The organism is Hydrogenophaga sp. FG152 (assembly GCF_057809615.1).
The window spans coordinates 191,878-206,461 of the sequence record NZ_JBMDKH010000002.1 but is presented as its reverse complement, the minus strand read 5'-3'; the positions used below and the strand labels follow the sequence as shown (position 1 = coordinate 206,461).

Here is a 14,584-nt window from a genome sequence, read left to right as displayed (position 1 = left end):
GGCCGCCATGCCGAAATCCACCAACCGGTACTCGCGTTTCGCCAAGGCGGCCGCGCGCTTCAGCGGCCGCCCGCGCGTCTTCGCCCTGGCGGTCGCGCTCATCGTGGTGTGGCTGGTCACGGGACCGCTGTTCGGCTTCAGCGACACCTGGCAGCTGGTGATCAACACCGGCACCACCATCATCACCTTCCTGATGGTGTTCCTGATCCAGAACACGCAGAACCGCGACACCGAGGCCATCCAGGTCAAGCTGGACGAACTCATCCGCGCCACCCAGGGCGCGCACACCGCCCTGCTGGACCTCGAAGAGCTGGAAGAGGAAGAGCTCGACGCCTTCCGCCAGAAGTACGAGGACCTGGCCGCCCAGGCGCGGGCGCGGCTCAAGGGCGGCGGCACGGACACCGACATTCCCGAGGCCTGAGCGCGCCCGGCCTCAGTCCGCCGCGACCCACACGCCATTGCGCGCCTTGAGCACGAAGCGGGCGCGGTGGTCGTAGCCGTAGTGGTCGGCGGCGCTGTACTTCAGCACCCCTTGCGGCACCACCACCTCGCCAGTGTTCTCGATGGCTTTCTTCAAGGCCTGCCGGAACTCCACGGTGCCGGGCTTCGCCTGTTTCAGCGCCACCGGAATCGCCTTGTCCAGCAGCAGCTTGGCTCCCCAGATGTTGGCCGCGAACTGGTTGTAGCTGCCGACCCCGAACTTCGCCTCGTACAGCTTGACGAAATCGAGCGCGACCGGCTTGGACGGGTGGCTGTCGGGCAGTTGGTCGGCGCCCACGGCCGGGCCTGACAGGCCCAGCGTGCCTTCCACGTCCTTGCCGCCCATGCGCAGCAGGTCGGGCGCCACCGCGCTGAAGGTCTGGTAGATGCGGCCCTTGTAGTTGCGGTCGACCAGCGCCTTCTGCGGCATCACCGCGCCGCTGCCCGAGGCCACCACCAGCATGGCGTCGGGGTTGGGCGAGAGCACCTTGAGCGCCTGCGCGGTGACCGAGGCGTCGGCACGGCCAAAGCGCTCCACGCTCAACAGCTTGAGCCCGGCCTCGTTGCCGTAGCGCGTCATCTCGCGCAGCCAGGATTCGCCGTACGCGTCCGAGTAGCCCAGGAAGCCGAAGGTCTTCGCGCCGCTCTTCTTCATGTGCTCGATGGTGCCCTGCGCCATCAGCGAGATGCTCTGCGGCAGGCGGTAGGTCCACTGGCCGCGCTCGTCGGGCAGGTCGATCGGCGCGGCGGCGAGTTGCACGGTCTGCGACTCGCTGGCGACCTGGGCGATCGCGATGGCCGGCGGGCTGGCGGTGGAGCCGATGATCAGGTCCACCTTTTCCTCGGTGACCAGGCGGTGCGCGTTGCGCGCGGCGTTGGTCGGGTCGGTGGCGTCGTCGAGCACCACGTAGCGGATCTTCTCGCCCGCGATCTCGGTCGGGAACAGCTGGATGGTGTTGCGCGGCGCAATGCCCAGCGCCGCCGCCGGCCCAGTGATGGAAAAGCTGGCGCCGATCACGATCTCGGCCTGGGCCCCGGCGCCGCTCAGGGCCAGGGTGGTGAGCGCGGCCAGGCGCAGGAATGGCTTCATCTTGTGTCTCCTTCGGGTGGTGAATCGATCGGCTCTCAGGCCACGGACTGCAGTGGAATCACGGCCGGGTTGGCGGCGGTTTCCTCGTCGTGCAGGCGCTTGATCAGCCAGCGGAACTGGTTGAGCGCCGCGTCGGCTGCGATCGGCTGCATGGGGCTGGGCGGCGTGCGGCGGATCAGGCGTTGCTGCGCCTCGATGATGCGGCGGTCCTCCTCGAAGGCCGTGCACAGGCTCTGGTAGATCGACTCGGTGATGGTCGCGTCGTCGAGCCGGAACTTGTGCGCCTGCATGAAGAAGTAATGCGTGGTGGTGTCGGTCTCCGGCGTCAGCGCCTGGCAACTGTGGAACTGCAGGGCCCCGGTCATGTCGTCGTCGGGCGCGTCGGCGGGCTTCACACTGGCGGCCATCAGCAGGATGCCGGGCACGAGGTAGTCGTAGCTGAAGCGCCGGTTGACCTTGCCGGTGAAGCCGCCCAGCCGCGCGTGGTACGGCGCCGGCACGGTATTGAACACATCACGCGTCACGCGCACGCCGCGCTCCAGCCGTTCGATCACGGGCTTCACCTCGGCGATGTTCGGTGAGCCGCCCAGGGTCTTCTCATGAACGTAGGACAGGTGCGAGAAGTCCAGCAGGTTGTCGGAAATCAGCTGGTAGTCGGCGTCGTAGTGCAGGTAGCCCGGCTTCATGCGCCACTCGGGGTGGTTGAGCGAGTACGCATCGGGAATCAGCGCCGGGTCGGCCCGCTCGGCGTCGCCCATCCAGATCCACAACCAGCGCCCGCGCTGCACCATGGGGTAGCTCTTCACGCACAACTTGGGGGGGATGCGGTCCTGGCCCGGGATCTCGGTGCACTGGCCCGTGGCGTCGAACTTGAGGCCGTGGTACATGCAGCGCACACTGTCTCCTTCGCGCCGCCCCAGGTTCAGCGGTGCGTGCCGGTGCGGACACTTGTTGTCCAGCGCCACCGGCGTGCCGTCGGCCAGGCGGTAGATCAGGATGGACTGGTTGAGAATGCCGCGTTCGAGCAGCGTGTCGGCCAGCACCTCGTGGTCCCAGGCCGCGACGTACCAGCAATTCTTGACGAACATGTCTTTGTCTCCGTGCTTGCCGGCGGCATCGTGGGCTGCCGGTCTGGGAACGGAATCTAGGGCCACCGGCCCGCTCCATCAATACACTATCCAGATACCCACTATCTGCCGGAGCGATGATGGACTTCGACCTCAACCTGCTTCGCGTGCTCGTCAACCTGGACGACACCCGCAACGTCACACGCGCCGCCCAGCAACTGGGCATGAGCCAGTCCGGCTTCAGCACCGCGCTCAACCGGCTGCGCCTGCAGTTCGAGGACACGCTGTTCGTGCGCACCTCCAAGGGCATGGAGCCGACGCCGCGCGCCCGCGAGATGGTGGGCACGGCGCGCGCCGTGCTTGGCCAGGTGCGCACCGGCATCCTGGCCGACCCGCAGTTCGACCCGGCCACCACGCAGACCGAATTCCGCCTGGTCATGGCCGACGTGGCCGAGATCGTGTTCCTGCCCCGCCTGATCCGCCACCTCGCGGTGCACGCGCCGCACGCCTCGGTGCGCTGCTTCCCCCTGCCCACTTCGCAGCTGGAGGCGGCGATGGAAGCGGGCGAGGCCGACCTGGCCATGGGCTACTTCCCCGATCTGAACAAGCAGGTCTTCTTCCACCAGCGGCTGTACATGCACACCTTCGCCTGCGTGATGCGCGCCGACCACCCGCATGCGCAGACCCACCTGAGCCTGAAGGACTTCGAGTCGCTGGACCACGCGCTGGTGAGCTCGCCTGCGCGCAGCACCGACCTGGTGGACCGCTTCATCGAACGCAAGGGTATCCACCGCCACGTGGTGCTGCGCACGCCGCACTACATGAGCCTGGCGGCGGTGATCGCCGAATCGGAACTGGTGGCCACGGTGCCGCTGGCCGCCGGCATGAGCGTGGCGCGCAGCGGCGCGATCCGCCTGGTGCGCCCACCCTTCGACCCGCCGCGCTTTGCCGTGCAGCAGCACTGGCACCGCCTGTACCGCCACGACACGCGCAACCAGTGGCTGCGCGCGCAGGTGTCGCAGCTGTTCAACGAACAGTCGGACGAGTGGCGTGCGGTGGAGCAGTCGATGTACGGCGGAGAAACGATCCGGCGCCGGGCCGCCCCAAGCCGGATCAGCTCTCCTGGGGGGCAGCGACCCGCGCAGCGGCGGAGCGTGGGGGCCAATAAAGTGTGAAGCGCACCGATAAGCCGGATTCTGTGCGGCGGGGTTGCCCCCACCGTGACCGCCATTCATCTGGGCCGGGGATCGCTCCCCGGCTCGGTGCCACCTACCCGCCAGCTCCGCGGAACCACGTCAACGCTGGCCTATTTGGTGTTGCTGCGCGCAGAGATTGCCCGTTTCACCCGAACTGAATCGGCTCGTCTCTGTTGCTCTGATCCTCACCTTAGGGCCCACCGAGCGAACTCGATGGGCTTGTCGGTGGAGAGGTGTTACCTCCTGCGCTGTCCTGTGCAGTCCGGACGTTCCTCCAGCACACCCTTTCGGGATGTCGTGCCAGCGGCGGTCTGGTGCGCTTCACGCGGCGATTATCGCCTGCTCAGACGAGGCGCTCGATCTTGCGGTGGCGCCACACCAGCCGGTAGTAGGCGGTCTGCATCACCAGCATGGCCACATAGGCCACCGGGAACGCGACCCACACACCGGGCAGGCCCATTTGCGCGTCGAGCACATAGGCCGCCGGCAGCTGGATCGCCAGGATGCAGAAGACCGAGATGGCCATGGGCACCATCACCACGCCGCTGGCGCGCATGAGGCCACCCACCACCGCCTGGAAACCGAACACCAGGATGCTCCACAGCATGATGTGCAGCAGGTGCTCGGCCTGCGCGCGCACCTCGGGCTGCGTGAGGAACAGGCCCATCAGCTTGTGCGAGAGCGCGTAGCCCAGCAGCACCAGGACGCCGGTGAGCACGGCGTTGAGCCACAGGCCGGTGCGCAGGATCGCGCCCAGGCGGTCGACCCGGCCCGCGCCAATGGACTGCGCCGCCAGGATGGAGGCGGTGATCGCGATGGACAGTGCGGGGAACTGCACGTAGTTCACCACCTGCGTGACCGCGCCGTAGGCCGCCGTGGCCTGCGAGCCGTGGCCGTTCACCAGCGCCAGGATCACGAGTTCGGAGACCGAGATCACCACCATCTGCAGCCCGGTCGGGATGCCGATGCGCATCACCTTGGCCAGGATGTCGCGGTCCAGCCGCAGCGCACCGATCAGCTCGCGGTCCACGGCCAGCACATGGTGCTTGCGGCCCAGGCGCCATGCCAGGAAACCCAGCGCCGCCGCGTAGGACACCAGCCCCGCGTAGGCCGCGCTCTGGATGCCCAGCTGCGGCAGCCCCAGCCAGCCCTGGATCAGCGCCGGCGTGAGCAGCAGGCCGAGCGCGGTCGACAGCAGCAGGGCGATCAGCGGCGAGACCGTGTCGCTCACGCCGCGCAGCAACTGCGTGAACAGGATGAAGACCAGCAGCAGCGGCATGATGAGCAGCATCACGCGCGCATACGACACCGCGTCGTCGAGCACGTCCACCGGCGTGCCCAGGGCCTGCAGCGCCGGCCGCGCGAACACCACACCCAGCACGGCGGCCACCAGGCCGATCAGGGCGCCCAGCACCAGCGCCGTGCCCGCGATGGCCTTCACCTTGTGCGGCTCGCGCGCGCCCCAGGCCTGGCCGATGAGCACCGAGGCGCCCGCGCCGATGCCGATCACCAGCGAGATGAAGAAGAACACGATCGGGAACATGCCCGAGACCGCCGCCAGCGCGTGCGTGCCCAGCATCTGGCCGATGAAGATGCCGTTGAGCGTGCCCGACAGCCCTTGCAGGATGTTGGACAGCACCATGGGCACGAGGAAAACGAGGTAGACGCGCCAGAGCGGGCCTTGGGGAGCATTGGGCATGGAGGGCTTCTTGTTGTCTTGTTGAAAGGGTGTCAGGCGGATGGTGCCGCCGTTTCGGGCGCGAACGCGTCGCGCGCGAGCCAGGCCAGGTGGGCCTGCACGTCCGCCGGCCAGTCGGCGATGCAGCGCGCGAAGGCCTCGGCGTCGTGGGCAAACAGCGCGCGCGAGGCTTCTTCGAACCCCTCGAAGCCCCCCGCGATGGCGCTCATGAAGCGGTAGGCGCGCTCCTTGGCCTGGCGCCAGCCGTCGCGATCGGCGTGGGTGCGGCGCGCTTCCTCGACCAGGCGCCGCAGGGCCGCCGACGCGCCACCGGGCTGCTGCGCCAGCCACGCCCAGTGGCGCGGCAGCAGCGTCACCTCGCGCGCCACCACGCCCATGCGCGGTCGGCCCACCTGGGGGGCGGCGGCGGGTGCCGCGCGGCGCGCGTCATCGGCAGGCGGTGCCGGGTGGCCGGGCGGCCAGGGGTGATCGACCTGCGCCGCGGTGGCGTCGTCGAACACCAGCAAGCCGCCAGCCGAGAGGTCGAGCGTGGCAAGGGTCCGTGCCACCTCGTCGTAGGTGCCGAAGGCCACCCGTTTCGAGCCGATGAAGGCGGTGCAGGTGGGCAGGCTTGTGTCTTTCATGCGTCGAATTTTACCCGGTTTTAATAATTTCACCCGGATTATTTCAAGGGCAGCGCATTGACGACAATACGGGGGCTTCGTCTTCTGCTTGATCAACACAAGCCCCACGACACATGATCCGCCTCTCCGAACTCAAACTGCCGCTGGCCGCCGTGCCGGCCGAACACCGCCGCGCCGCCGACGCTCCGACCGAAACCGAGGTCGACCGGCAGCCCCCGCCGCATCCCATCGACGCCCTGACCGCCCTGGCCGCCACCGCGCTGGGCATCGAGGCCACGCAGATCGCCCACCTGGACGTGTTCAAGCGCAGCTTCGATGCGCGCAAGGCCGACCTGCTCGCGGTCTACATCGTCGACGTGGCGCTGACCGACCCGGGGCAGGAAGCCGCCCTGCTCGCGGCGCACGCGGGCAAGCCCCACATCCAGCCCACGCCCGACATGGCCTGGCACGCCCCAGGCCACGCACCGGCGCATTGGCCCAGCGACGAGCGCGAGCGCCCGGTGGTGGTGGGCCTGGGGCCCTGCGGCCTGTTCACGGCGCTGGCGCTGGCGCAGATGGGGCTGCGGCCCATCGTGCTCGAGCGCGGCAAGCCGGTGCGCGAGCGCACCAAGGACACCTGGGGCCTGTGGCGCAAGCACGTGCTCAACCCCGAAAGCAACGTGCAGTACGGCGAAGGCGGCGCCGGCCTGTTTTCCGACGGCAAGCTCTACAGCCAGATCAAGGACCCGCGCTTCCTCGGCCGCAAGGTCATGCACGAGTTCGTGGAAGCCGGCGCGCCGCCCGAAATCCTTTACACCGCGCACCCACACATCGGCACCTTCAAGCTGGTGCGCGTGGTGGAGGCCATGCGCGAGAAGATCGTCGCGCTCGGCGGCGAAATCCGCTTCCAGCACCAGGTCTGCGACATCGGCCTGGCGGGTGAAGGAGAGGCCCAGCGCATCGACCGCCTCACGGTGCGGCGCCTGGACAGCGGCGACACCATCGACATGCCGGTGCGGCGCGTGGTGCTCGCCCTGGGCCACAGTTCGCGCGACACCTTCGCCCTGCTGTGGGACGCGGGCGTGTTCATGGAGGCCAAACCGTTCTCCATCGGCTTTCGCATCGAGCACCCGCAAGGCGTGATCGACCGCGCGCGCTGGGGCCGCCACGCCGGCCACCCGCTGCTGGGCGCGGCGGACTACAAGCTGGTGCACCACGCGAAGAACGGCCGCGCGGTCTACAGCTTCTGCATGTGCCCGGGCGGCACCGTGGTGGCCGCCACCTCCGAACCCGGGCGCGTGGTCACCAACGGCATGAGCCAGTACTCGCGCAACGAGCGCAACGCCAACGCGGGCCTGGTGGTCGGCATCGAACCCAGCGACTTTCCGCAGGCGTTGGCGCAAGACCTGCCGCGGTGGACCGCCGCCTTTGGCGAGACCGACGGCGCGCGCTACACCGAGCAGGCCCGTGCGCTCGCAGCACAAGGCCGCACACACCCGCTGGCCGGCATCGTGCTGCAGCGCGAACTCGAAGCCCGCGCCTACCAGTTGGGCGGGGCCAACTACGAAGCGCCCGGCCAGCTGGTGGGCGACTTCCTGAAGCAGACGCCTTCGAGCGCGCTGGGCGAGGTGGAGCCCTCGTACCGGCCCGGCGTGAAGCTCGGCGACCTGGCCCCTGCCCTGCCCGCCTACGCCATCGAGGCCATGCGCGAGGCGCTGCCGGTGTTCGGCCGCAAGATGCGCGGCTACGACATGCCCGACGCCGTGTTGACCGGTGTCGAAACCCGCACCTCGTCGCCGCTGCGCCTGACGCGCGGCGACGACTGCCAGAGCCTGAACACGCGCGGCCTGTACCCGGCCGGCGAAGGCGCGGGTTATGCCGGCGGCATTCTCTCGGCCGGTGTGGACGGCCTGCGGGTGGCCGAGGCGCTCGCGCGAGACCTGCTCGGCGAGGCCACCCCGGCAGCCCTCAGGGCCGCTTGAGAAAGTCCACTGCCAGCGCGGCCAGCGAACGGGCGCCCACCGGCAGCTGAGCCTCGTCGAGGTCGAACAGCGGCGAGTGGTTGGACGGCGCCTTGGCGAAGTCCTGCCCCTTCTGCGGCGCGCCCAGGAAATAGAAGAAGCCGGGCACCACCTTCTGGAACTCCGAGAAGTCTTCGGAGCCGCTCACCTTGGGGATCAGCATGACCTTGCCACCCAGTGCTTCGCGCAGCGCCGGCAGCGAGGCTTCGGTGAGCTTGGCCGGGTTGGTGGTGACCGGGTAGGCCACCGGGCCGAAGCTCACGCGCGCCTTGGCGCCGCTGGAAGCCGCGATCGACTCGGCAGTCGCGACGATGCGCTTCTTCGCGTCCTCGCGCATCTCCTCGTCGAAGGTGCGCAGCGTGCCCATCATCTCCACGCTGTCGGGAATGATGTTGTAGCGCGTGCCACCTTGGATGGAGCCGATGGTGATGACCGCCGGCTCCTTGCTGATGTTGAGCTGGCGGCTCACGATGGTCTGCAGACCCAGCACCACCTGGCTCGACGCCACGACGGGATCGACCGCGGCCCAGGGCGACGACCCATGGCCGCCGCGCCCGTCCACGTGGATGGTCAGCGCGTCCGAACCCGCCATCAGCGGGCCGCTGCGGTAGCCCACCACACCCGAGGGCAGGTTGGACGTGATGTGCAGGCCGTAGATGGCCTGCACGTCCTTCAAGGCCCCGGCCTCGATCATGGCCTTGGCACCGAAGCTGGGCACCTTGCCGCTGGCATCCGCCACCACGGGCGCGCCCTCCTCGGCCGGCTGGAAAATGAACTTCACCGTGCCCGGCAACTGCGCGCGCAGGCCCGCCAGCGCCTCGGCCGCGCCCATCAGCATGGCCACGTGGGCGTCGTGCCCGCAGGCGTGCATCACCGGCACCTCCTTGCCGAGGTAGGTGGCCTTCTGCTTCGAGGCGAAGGCCAGACCGGTCTTCTCTTCCACCGGCAGCGCGTCCATGTCGGCGCGCAGCGCCACCACCTTGCCCGGCAGACCACCGCGCAAGGTGCCCACCACGCCGGTGCCGCCCACGCCGGTCTGCACCTCCATGCCCAGCTTGCGCAGGTGCTCGGCCACCAGCCTGGCGGTGCGCACTTCCTGGCCCGAGAGCTCGGGGTGTTCATGGATGTCGCGGCGCCACGCCACCATCTTGGGCGCGAGCGCGTCCACCGCCGTCTCGATCTGTTTGAAACCGGCGGCATCGAGCGCCTGGGCCGCCACCGGCGTGGTCAGCCAAAAACCACCACTGGCCGCGAGTGCCGCCACGAGCGAGGACGTTGAAAGGGACAAGCGCATCAGAAGTACCCCTGGGGGGAAGTGAATGAGACGTCCATGCTAAGAGCGGGCTTCCCTCGGCAGGAAGCTAATATCGCCATTCAGGAAGCCGATACCGCCATGCCCACACAGCCCCTGTTTGTCGTCGAGATCGCCGTGTTGCCTGAAAGCGCCATGGGCCACGCACTGGCGCTGGTGGAATTGCTGCGCACCGCCAACCTGATGGCGGGCCTGCGCCTGGGCGCCCGGGCGCCGCGCCTGGCCTGGCGCTTCGTCGATGCCCTGGGCCAGCCGCTGCGCGCCGAAGAAGGGCTGCTACAGGCGCTCGCGCTCGAAGGCCAGGGCGGCGACACCCCTGCTGCAGCGCTGTTCATCGCGCCCCTGCATCTGGCCGACATTCCAGCGCTGCGCCAGGCCGTGCAGCGCCATGCGGCGCTCGCGCGCCGGGCCGCGCTGATGGTGGACACGGGCCGCCGGGTGTGCACGCTGGGCAACGGCGCCTGGTTCGCCGCGCGCAGCGGGCGGCTCGATGGTCACCGCCTCGCCCTGGCCTGGTACTACATTGCCGGCCTGCGCCGCGACTTTCCCTCGCTGGAGCCCGAGGTCGGCCAGGGTTTCTGCGAAGACGGTCCCTGGCTCAGCGCCGCCTACCCCGCCGACCTGAGCGCGCTCGCCATCGCATTGGCGCAGCAGGCCCTGGGCCCCGAACCGGCCGCCGCCCTGGCGGCGGTGCTGCGCCCTGACCGCGACCGCGAACTGGCCGCAGCTCAAGCCACACACACCATTCCGAACACCCGCGACAGCACCCTGGCGCGCGCCATTGCCTGGATGGAGCAGCGTGTGGAGCAGCCCTACGACCTGGCGGCCCTGGCCATCGCCGCCGCGGTGAGCACCCGCACCCTGCTGCGCCACTTCCAGCAGGAGCTGGGCCATTCGCCGCTGGACCACCTGCACGGCCTGCGCTGTGCCCGGGCGCGCGTGCTGCTCGAGATCACGCTGGAGAGCGTGCCCACGGTGGCGCTGGCCTGCGGCTACACCGACCCGGCGGCATTTCGCCGCGTCTTCGCGCGCCACACCGGGCTCACCCCCACCGCCTACCGGCAACGGCACGCCCTGCGCGCCCCACGCCGCCGCTGGCGGGTGGACACCGGTGCCAGCGTGGACACCGCGCTCTCGGCTCTGCGATCGGCGGCAAAAAAGCCGGGAACCCCGTAGAACGACACGAATCTTTACAGCATGGGCATCCGGGCTTGACACAAGCGGTGCATGCTTCAGGCTACCCCCATAAGGAGTTCTCCATGAAAACCCCCGTTCTGATTCCCGTGATGACCGGCTTGCTCGCCCTGGCCGGCAGCGGCGTGGCGCACGCTCAGGATGAACAAGGCCGCGTGGTCAGCAGCACCCCCGTCATCCAGCAGGTGGCCGTGCCGCGCGAGGTCTGCAGCGACCAGCAGGTGACCTACCAGGGCCAGAAATCCGGCGCCGGCGCGCTGATCGGCGGCATCGCCGGCGGTGCGATGGGCAATGCGATCGGCGACGGTGGTGGCCGTGCCGCTGCCACCGTGATCGGCCTGATTGGCGGCGCCATGCTGGGCAACCGCATCGAAGGCCCGAGCCAGCCCTACACCGAAACCTACCGCCAGTGCGGCACGCAGACCTTCTACGAAAACCGCACCGTGGCCTACGACGTGGTCTACGAGTACGCCGGCCGCCAGTACCGCACGCAGATGCCGCAGGACCCGGGCCGCTTCGTGCGCCTGAACGTCACACCGGCCGACGCCATGCCGCCGCCTCCGCCGCCCGTGGTCTATCCCTCCTACCAGCCACAGACCCAGTACGTGGAGCCGTCCACCCGCATCACGATCGGCACCACCTACTACCCCGCCTATCCTGGCAACCGCTGGGGCCCGGGCCACCCGTACCCGCGCCACGACGGCTACTACAACCGCCGCGACAACGACCGCTGGGAACGCAACCGCTGAAGCCCCGCACAAAAAAAGCGACCCGAGGGTCGCTTTTTTTTGTTGGCCTTGCCGATCAGGCCTGCTGCTGTTGCTGGAGGGCCGCGATGCGTTCCTCGATGGGAGGGTGGGTCGAGAACAGCTTGCCCAGGCCGCCCGTGATGCCCAGCGCCTGCATGGTCTTGGGCAGCTCGCCCGGCGTGAGGCCGCCCAGGCGGGCCAGCGCATTGATCATGGGCTGCTTGCGGCCCATCAGGCTGGCGGCACCTGCGTCGGCGCGGAACTCGCGCTGGCGGCTGAACCAGGCCACGATGATGGCGGCCAGGAAGCCCAGCACGATGTCCATCACGATGGTGGTGATCATGTAGCCGATGCCGGGACCGGAGTTGTTGTCGCTGCCGCGGCGCAGGAAAGCGTCCACCGCGTAGCCGATCACGCGGCTGAGGAACACCACGAAGGTGTTCATCACGCCCTGGATCAGCGTCATGGTGACCATGTCGCCGTTGGCCACGTGCGCGACCTCGTGGCCGATCACGGCCTCGACTTCCTCCTTGGTCATGTTCTGCAGCAGGCCGGTGGACACGGCCACCAGGGCCGAGTTCTTGAACGCGCCGGTGGCGAAGGCATTGGGCGCGCCCTCGAAGATGCCGACCTCGGGCATGCCGATGTTGGCCTTGTCGGCAAAGCGGCGCACGGTCTCCACGATCCAGGCCTCGTCGGCGTTCTGCGGCTGGTTGATCACGCGCACGCCAGCGCTGAACTTGGCCATGGGCTTGCTGATCAGCAGCGAGATGATGGCGCCGCCGAAGCCGATCACAAGCGAGAACCCGGCCAGTGCCGTCATGTTCAGCCCATTGGCCGTGAGGAAGCGATCCACGCCCAGGATGCGGGTGGTGATCAACAGCACCGCCATCACGGCGAAGTTGGTCAGGACAAACAGCAGGATGCGTTTCATGGGAACTCCGGGTTGTAGGAATCGACGACAGCGGGATGATAAGTGGGGCCGCCCACGCGGTTCTTCAAGCGGCACCGCCCTTTCAGCGCGCGCCGGCCTCACACCTGGGGCAGAAGGAAGCGCCGCTCCCAGGCGCTGATCTCGTTGAGGAAGCTCTCGTGTTCCAGCGCCTTGACCGCGAGGTAGGCGCGCGCGAAGCGCTCGCCCAGCAGGCGCGGCGCGTGAGCGCTCTGGGCCATTTGTTCGTGGGCGGTGAAAAAAGTTCGCGGCAGGCCCCGGGGGAGGTCGTAGCCGTTGTCCTGCACCGGTTCGCCCGGCAGGCAGCGGGTCTGCAGGCCTTCCAGGCCGGCGGCGAGCGTGGCAGCGATGGCCAGGTAGGGGTTGGCGTCGGCGCCGGCCAGGCGGTTTTCCACCCGGCGCGCGGCCGGTGGACTCACCGGCACGCGCAGGCCGGCGGTGCGGTTGTCGCGGCCCCACTCCACGTTGATCGGCGCCTGGCTGCCAGCGACGTAGCGGCGGTAGGAATTCACGGTGGGCGCGTAGATCAGCGTGAGATCGGGCGTGAAGGCCTGCAGGCCGCCGATGTAGTGCAGGAAGGCCTCGCTTTCGGCCCCATCGGCCTGGCTGAAGATGTTGCGGCCTTCGGCGTCCACCACGCTCTGGTGCAGGTGCATGGAGCTGCCCGCTTCGCCCGCCAGGGGCTTGGCCATGAACACCGCGTTGAGGCCGTGCTGCAGCGCGATCTCGCGCGCCGCCGTCTTGAACAGGAAGGCCTGATCGGCCACGGCCACGGGATCGCCGTGCAACAGGTTGATCTCGTACTGGCAAGGGCCAACCTCGTGCAGCCAGGTGTCGGCCCGGATGCCGAGCGCGTCGATGGCGGCGTGGAACGCGTCCCAGAACGGCGCCAGTTCGTTGAGCGCGTTCAGACTGAAAGCCGACTGCCCGACCTCGGGCCGGCCACCCCGCCCCACCGGCGGCGTCAGCGGCTGGGCAGGGTCGGTCATGGCGGCGGTCAGGTAGAACTCGATCTCCGGCGCGACCACGGGCGTGAGCCCCAGGGCCTGGTAACGCGCCACCACGTTCTTGAGCACCGAGCGCGGGGCGAACTCGCACAGGCTGCCGTCGAGTTCCACGCAGTCGTGCACCGCCAGGTAGCGCGGCACGCTGGCCCAGGGGGCGAGCTTGAGCGTGGCGAGGTCGGGCACCAGGCGCACATCGGGGTCGCTGTCGGGGAAGACCTTGTCGTAGGAATACTCGCCCGTCACGCACTGCATGGGAATGGCCTGGCAAATGCGCAGTTCACCACCCCCGGCGAAACTGGCCGCGGGCATGAGCTTGCCGCGCGGGTAGCCGGTGACGTCGGCGAACAGGCATTCCACGTCGCGCACGCCGGTGGCGCGGAAATGGGCGGCAAGCTCGGCGCGGTCGGCGTCCTGCGCCAGGTTCAGGTGGGACCAGGAGGTCGTGGCGGGCTGGGTCATGGGGTGTCCGTTGGGGCATCGGTGCGCCTGGGGCGAAACACCCCGGCGTCGGCATAGTAAGCGGGATCTTCGTTCGCCGCCCACCAGCCCGGCACGCCCAGCACCGGCAGCGGCGTGAAAGGTTTGGCCGCGAGCACCGGCGCGCTGAGGTCCTGCGCCAGCCATGCGTCCCACGCGGCGAGGTCGTCTCCCAAGGCCGATGGCACTGGCGTTCGGAACACATGGGCGGTGATGGACTTGTAGGGCGTCACCAGCTTTTCCAGCAGGGCGTGGCCGAACAGCACCAGCCTCGCCTGCGCCCAGAGCGGGCGCAGCGTCACGAACAGGCGGTACCAGTCGCGGGCCGTCAAGGCCTCCCAGAGCGGCGCGGGGGCCTGCAGCAAAGCGGCGTTTTCGTCGAACAGGGTGAGTGCGTCGCGCACCGGGCCCCGCACGTCGCGCACGCCGTCGGCGGCGATCTGCGCGGCCTGCAGCTGGTTCAGACGCTGCTTGGTCAACGGGAAACGGCGCCAGCACAGACCGTTGAAGAAGTCGTGCAGGTTCTCGCGCGTGGGCACGCGGCCAGTGTCGAAGATGAACTGCTCATAAGCGGTCCCGGCGGGCAGTTCGGCCTGCGGCACGAAGCGCACCGGGGCGCCGCCGCCCAGCGCCTGTGGCCAGGGCTCGCCACCGGCCAGGGACGCCGCCACCGCCCGCCCCTCGTTGGCCACGGCGGCGAACCAGGGGGCGGCCCAGTCGAGCGCCACTTCCAAGGGA

The 14,584-nt window shown here is 69.1% G+C and carries 13 protein-coding genes and 1 other RNA gene; 5 read left to right on the top strand and 9 right to left on the bottom strand.

The window, feature by feature from the left end:
* Window positions 1–7: 7 nt before the first annotated feature.
* Entirely contained in the window at window positions 8–421 is a 414-nt protein-coding gene (locus tag ACODTB_RS03750; protein ID WP_291117876.1) for a low affinity iron permease family protein, read from the top strand.
* Between the two features lie 12 nt (window positions 422–433).
* Here the strand turns inward: ACODTB_RS03750 and ACODTB_RS03745 are convergent, their stop codons facing one another.
* On the bottom strand, window positions 434–1,570 hold the full coding sequence (locus tag ACODTB_RS03745) for an ABC transporter substrate-binding protein (RefSeq protein WP_291117879.1): 1,137 nt from the start codon (window positions 1,568–1,570) through the stop codon (window positions 434–436).
* A 35-nt stretch (window positions 1,571–1,605) separates the two neighbouring features.
* Window positions 1,606–2,658 (bottom strand): aromatic ring-hydroxylating dioxygenase subunit alpha, encoded by a 1,053-nt coding sequence (locus tag ACODTB_RS03740; protein WP_291117882.1) that lies wholly within the window; start codon window positions 2,656–2,658, stop codon window positions 1,606–1,608.
* Window positions 2,659–2,774: 116 nt separating this feature from the next.
* On the opposite strand from ACODTB_RS03740, the gene ACODTB_RS03735 reads away from it, so the two are divergent.
* A complete protein-coding gene (locus ACODTB_RS03735; RefSeq protein WP_488929106.1) occupies window positions 2,775–3,812 on the top strand; it encodes a LysR family transcriptional regulator in 1,038 nt (345 codons plus the stop codon).
* Here the strand turns inward: ACODTB_RS03735 and rnpB are convergent.
* From rnpB to ACODTB_RS03720, 3 genes are all read right to left on the bottom strand, one after another.
* An RNA gene (rnpB, locus tag ACODTB_RS03730) (RNase P RNA component class A) lies at window positions 3,807–4,156 on the bottom strand. The genes ACODTB_RS03735 and rnpB overlap by 6 nt on opposite strands.
* Window positions 4,157–4,176: 20 nt before the next feature.
* Entirely contained in the window at window positions 4,177–5,532 is a 1,356-nt protein-coding gene (locus tag ACODTB_RS03725; RefSeq protein WP_291117886.1) for an MATE family efflux transporter, read from the bottom strand.
* Between the two features lie 32 nt (window positions 5,533–5,564).
* A complete protein-coding gene (locus tag ACODTB_RS03720; protein ID WP_488929105.1) occupies window positions 5,565–6,155 on the bottom strand; it encodes a DUF2239 family protein in 591 nt (196 codons plus the stop codon).
* 113 nt (window positions 6,156–6,268) lie between these two features.
* On the opposite strand from ACODTB_RS03720, the gene ACODTB_RS03715 reads away from it, so the two are divergent.
* On the top strand, window positions 6,269–8,116 hold the full coding sequence (locus tag ACODTB_RS03715; RefSeq protein WP_291117891.1) for an NAD(P)/FAD-dependent oxidoreductase: 1,848 nt from the start codon (window positions 6,269–6,271) through the stop codon (window positions 8,114–8,116).
* On the opposite strand, the gene ACODTB_RS03710 is transcribed toward ACODTB_RS03715, so the two are convergent.
* Entirely contained in the window at window positions 8,103–9,449 is a 1,347-nt protein-coding gene (locus ACODTB_RS03710) for an amidohydrolase (protein ID WP_488929104.1), read from the bottom strand. The genes ACODTB_RS03715 and ACODTB_RS03710 overlap by 14 nt on opposite strands.
* A gap of 99 nt (window positions 9,450–9,548) precedes the next feature.
* On the opposite strand from ACODTB_RS03710, the gene ACODTB_RS03705 reads away from it, so the two are divergent.
* The gene (locus ACODTB_RS03705; RefSeq protein ID WP_291117895.1) at window positions 9,549–10,643 is read left to right on the top strand and encodes a GlxA family transcriptional regulator; all 1,095 of its coding nucleotides are present in this window, start codon (window positions 9,549–9,551) and stop codon (window positions 10,641–10,643) included.
* An 83-nt stretch (window positions 10,644–10,726) separates the two neighbouring features.
* A complete protein-coding gene (locus ACODTB_RS03700; RefSeq protein WP_291117898.1) occupies window positions 10,727–11,410 on the top strand; it encodes a glycine zipper 2TM domain-containing protein in 684 nt (227 codons plus the stop codon).
* A 55-nt stretch (window positions 11,411–11,465) separates the two neighbouring features.
* Here ACODTB_RS03700 and htpX read toward each other — a convergent pair whose 3' ends face one another.
* From htpX to ACODTB_RS03685, 3 genes are all read right to left on the bottom strand, one after another.
* Window positions 11,466–12,344 carry a protease HtpX gene (gene htpX / locus ACODTB_RS03695; protein WP_291117901.1) on the bottom strand — a complete coding sequence of 293 codons (879 nt, stop codon included), beginning with the start codon at window positions 12,342–12,344 and terminating at the stop codon, window positions 11,466–11,468.
* 98 nt (window positions 12,345–12,442) lie between these two features.
* A complete protein-coding gene (locus tag ACODTB_RS03690) occupies window positions 12,443–13,828 on the bottom strand; it encodes a glutamine synthetase family protein (protein WP_488929103.1) in 1,386 nt (461 codons plus the stop codon).
* The gene (locus ACODTB_RS03685; RefSeq protein WP_291117907.1) at window positions 13,825–14,580 is read right to left on the bottom strand and encodes a DUF3025 domain-containing protein; all 756 of its coding nucleotides are present in this window, start codon (window positions 14,578–14,580) and stop codon (window positions 13,825–13,827) included. Before ACODTB_RS03685 ends, ACODTB_RS03690 begins: the two co-directional genes overlap by 4 nt.
* Window positions 14,581–14,584 lie beyond the last annotated feature (4 nt).

Bases quoted from the DNA above. Each gene is read 5' to 3' on its own strand.
- ACODTB_RS03715 (WP_291117891.1), top strand. From the start codon at position 6,269: ATGATCCGCCTCTCCGAACTCAAACTGCCGCTGGCCGCCGTGCCGGCC.
- ACODTB_RS03710 (WP_488929104.1), bottom strand. From the start codon at position 9,449: ATGCGCTTGTCCCTTTCAACGTCCTCGCTCGTGGCGGCACTCGCGGCC.
- ACODTB_RS03720 (WP_488929105.1), bottom strand. From the start codon at position 6,155: ATGAAAGACACAAGCCTGCCCACCTGCACCGCCTTCATCGGCTCGAAA.
- htpX (WP_291117901.1), bottom strand. From the start codon at position 12,344: ATGAAACGCATCCTGCTGTTTGTCCTGACCAACTTCGCCGTGATGGCG.
- ACODTB_RS03690 (WP_488929103.1), bottom strand. From the start codon at position 13,828: ATGACCCAGCCCGCCACGACCTCCTGGTCCCACCTGAACCTGGCGCAG.
- ACODTB_RS03725 (WP_291117886.1), bottom strand. From the start codon at position 5,532: ATGCCCAATGCTCCCCAAGGCCCGCTCTGGCGCGTCTACCTCGTTTTC.
- ACODTB_RS03735 (WP_488929106.1), top strand. From the start codon at position 2,775: ATGATGGACTTCGACCTCAACCTGCTTCGCGTGCTCGTCAACCTGGAC.
- ACODTB_RS03705 (WP_291117895.1), top strand. From the start codon at position 9,549: ATGCCCACACAGCCCCTGTTTGTCGTCGAGATCGCCGTGTTGCCTGAA.
- ACODTB_RS03750 (WP_291117876.1), top strand. From the start codon at position 8: ATGCCGAAATCCACCAACCGGTACTCGCGTTTCGCCAAGGCGGCCGCG.
- ACODTB_RS03740 (WP_291117882.1), bottom strand. From the start codon at position 2,658: ATGTTCGTCAAGAATTGCTGGTACGTCGCGGCCTGGGACCACGAGGTG.
- ACODTB_RS03700 (WP_291117898.1), top strand. From the start codon at position 10,727: ATGAAAACCCCCGTTCTGATTCCCGTGATGACCGGCTTGCTCGCCCTG.
- ACODTB_RS03745 (WP_291117879.1), bottom strand. From the start codon at position 1,570: ATGAAGCCATTCCTGCGCCTGGCCGCGCTCACCACCCTGGCCCTGAGC.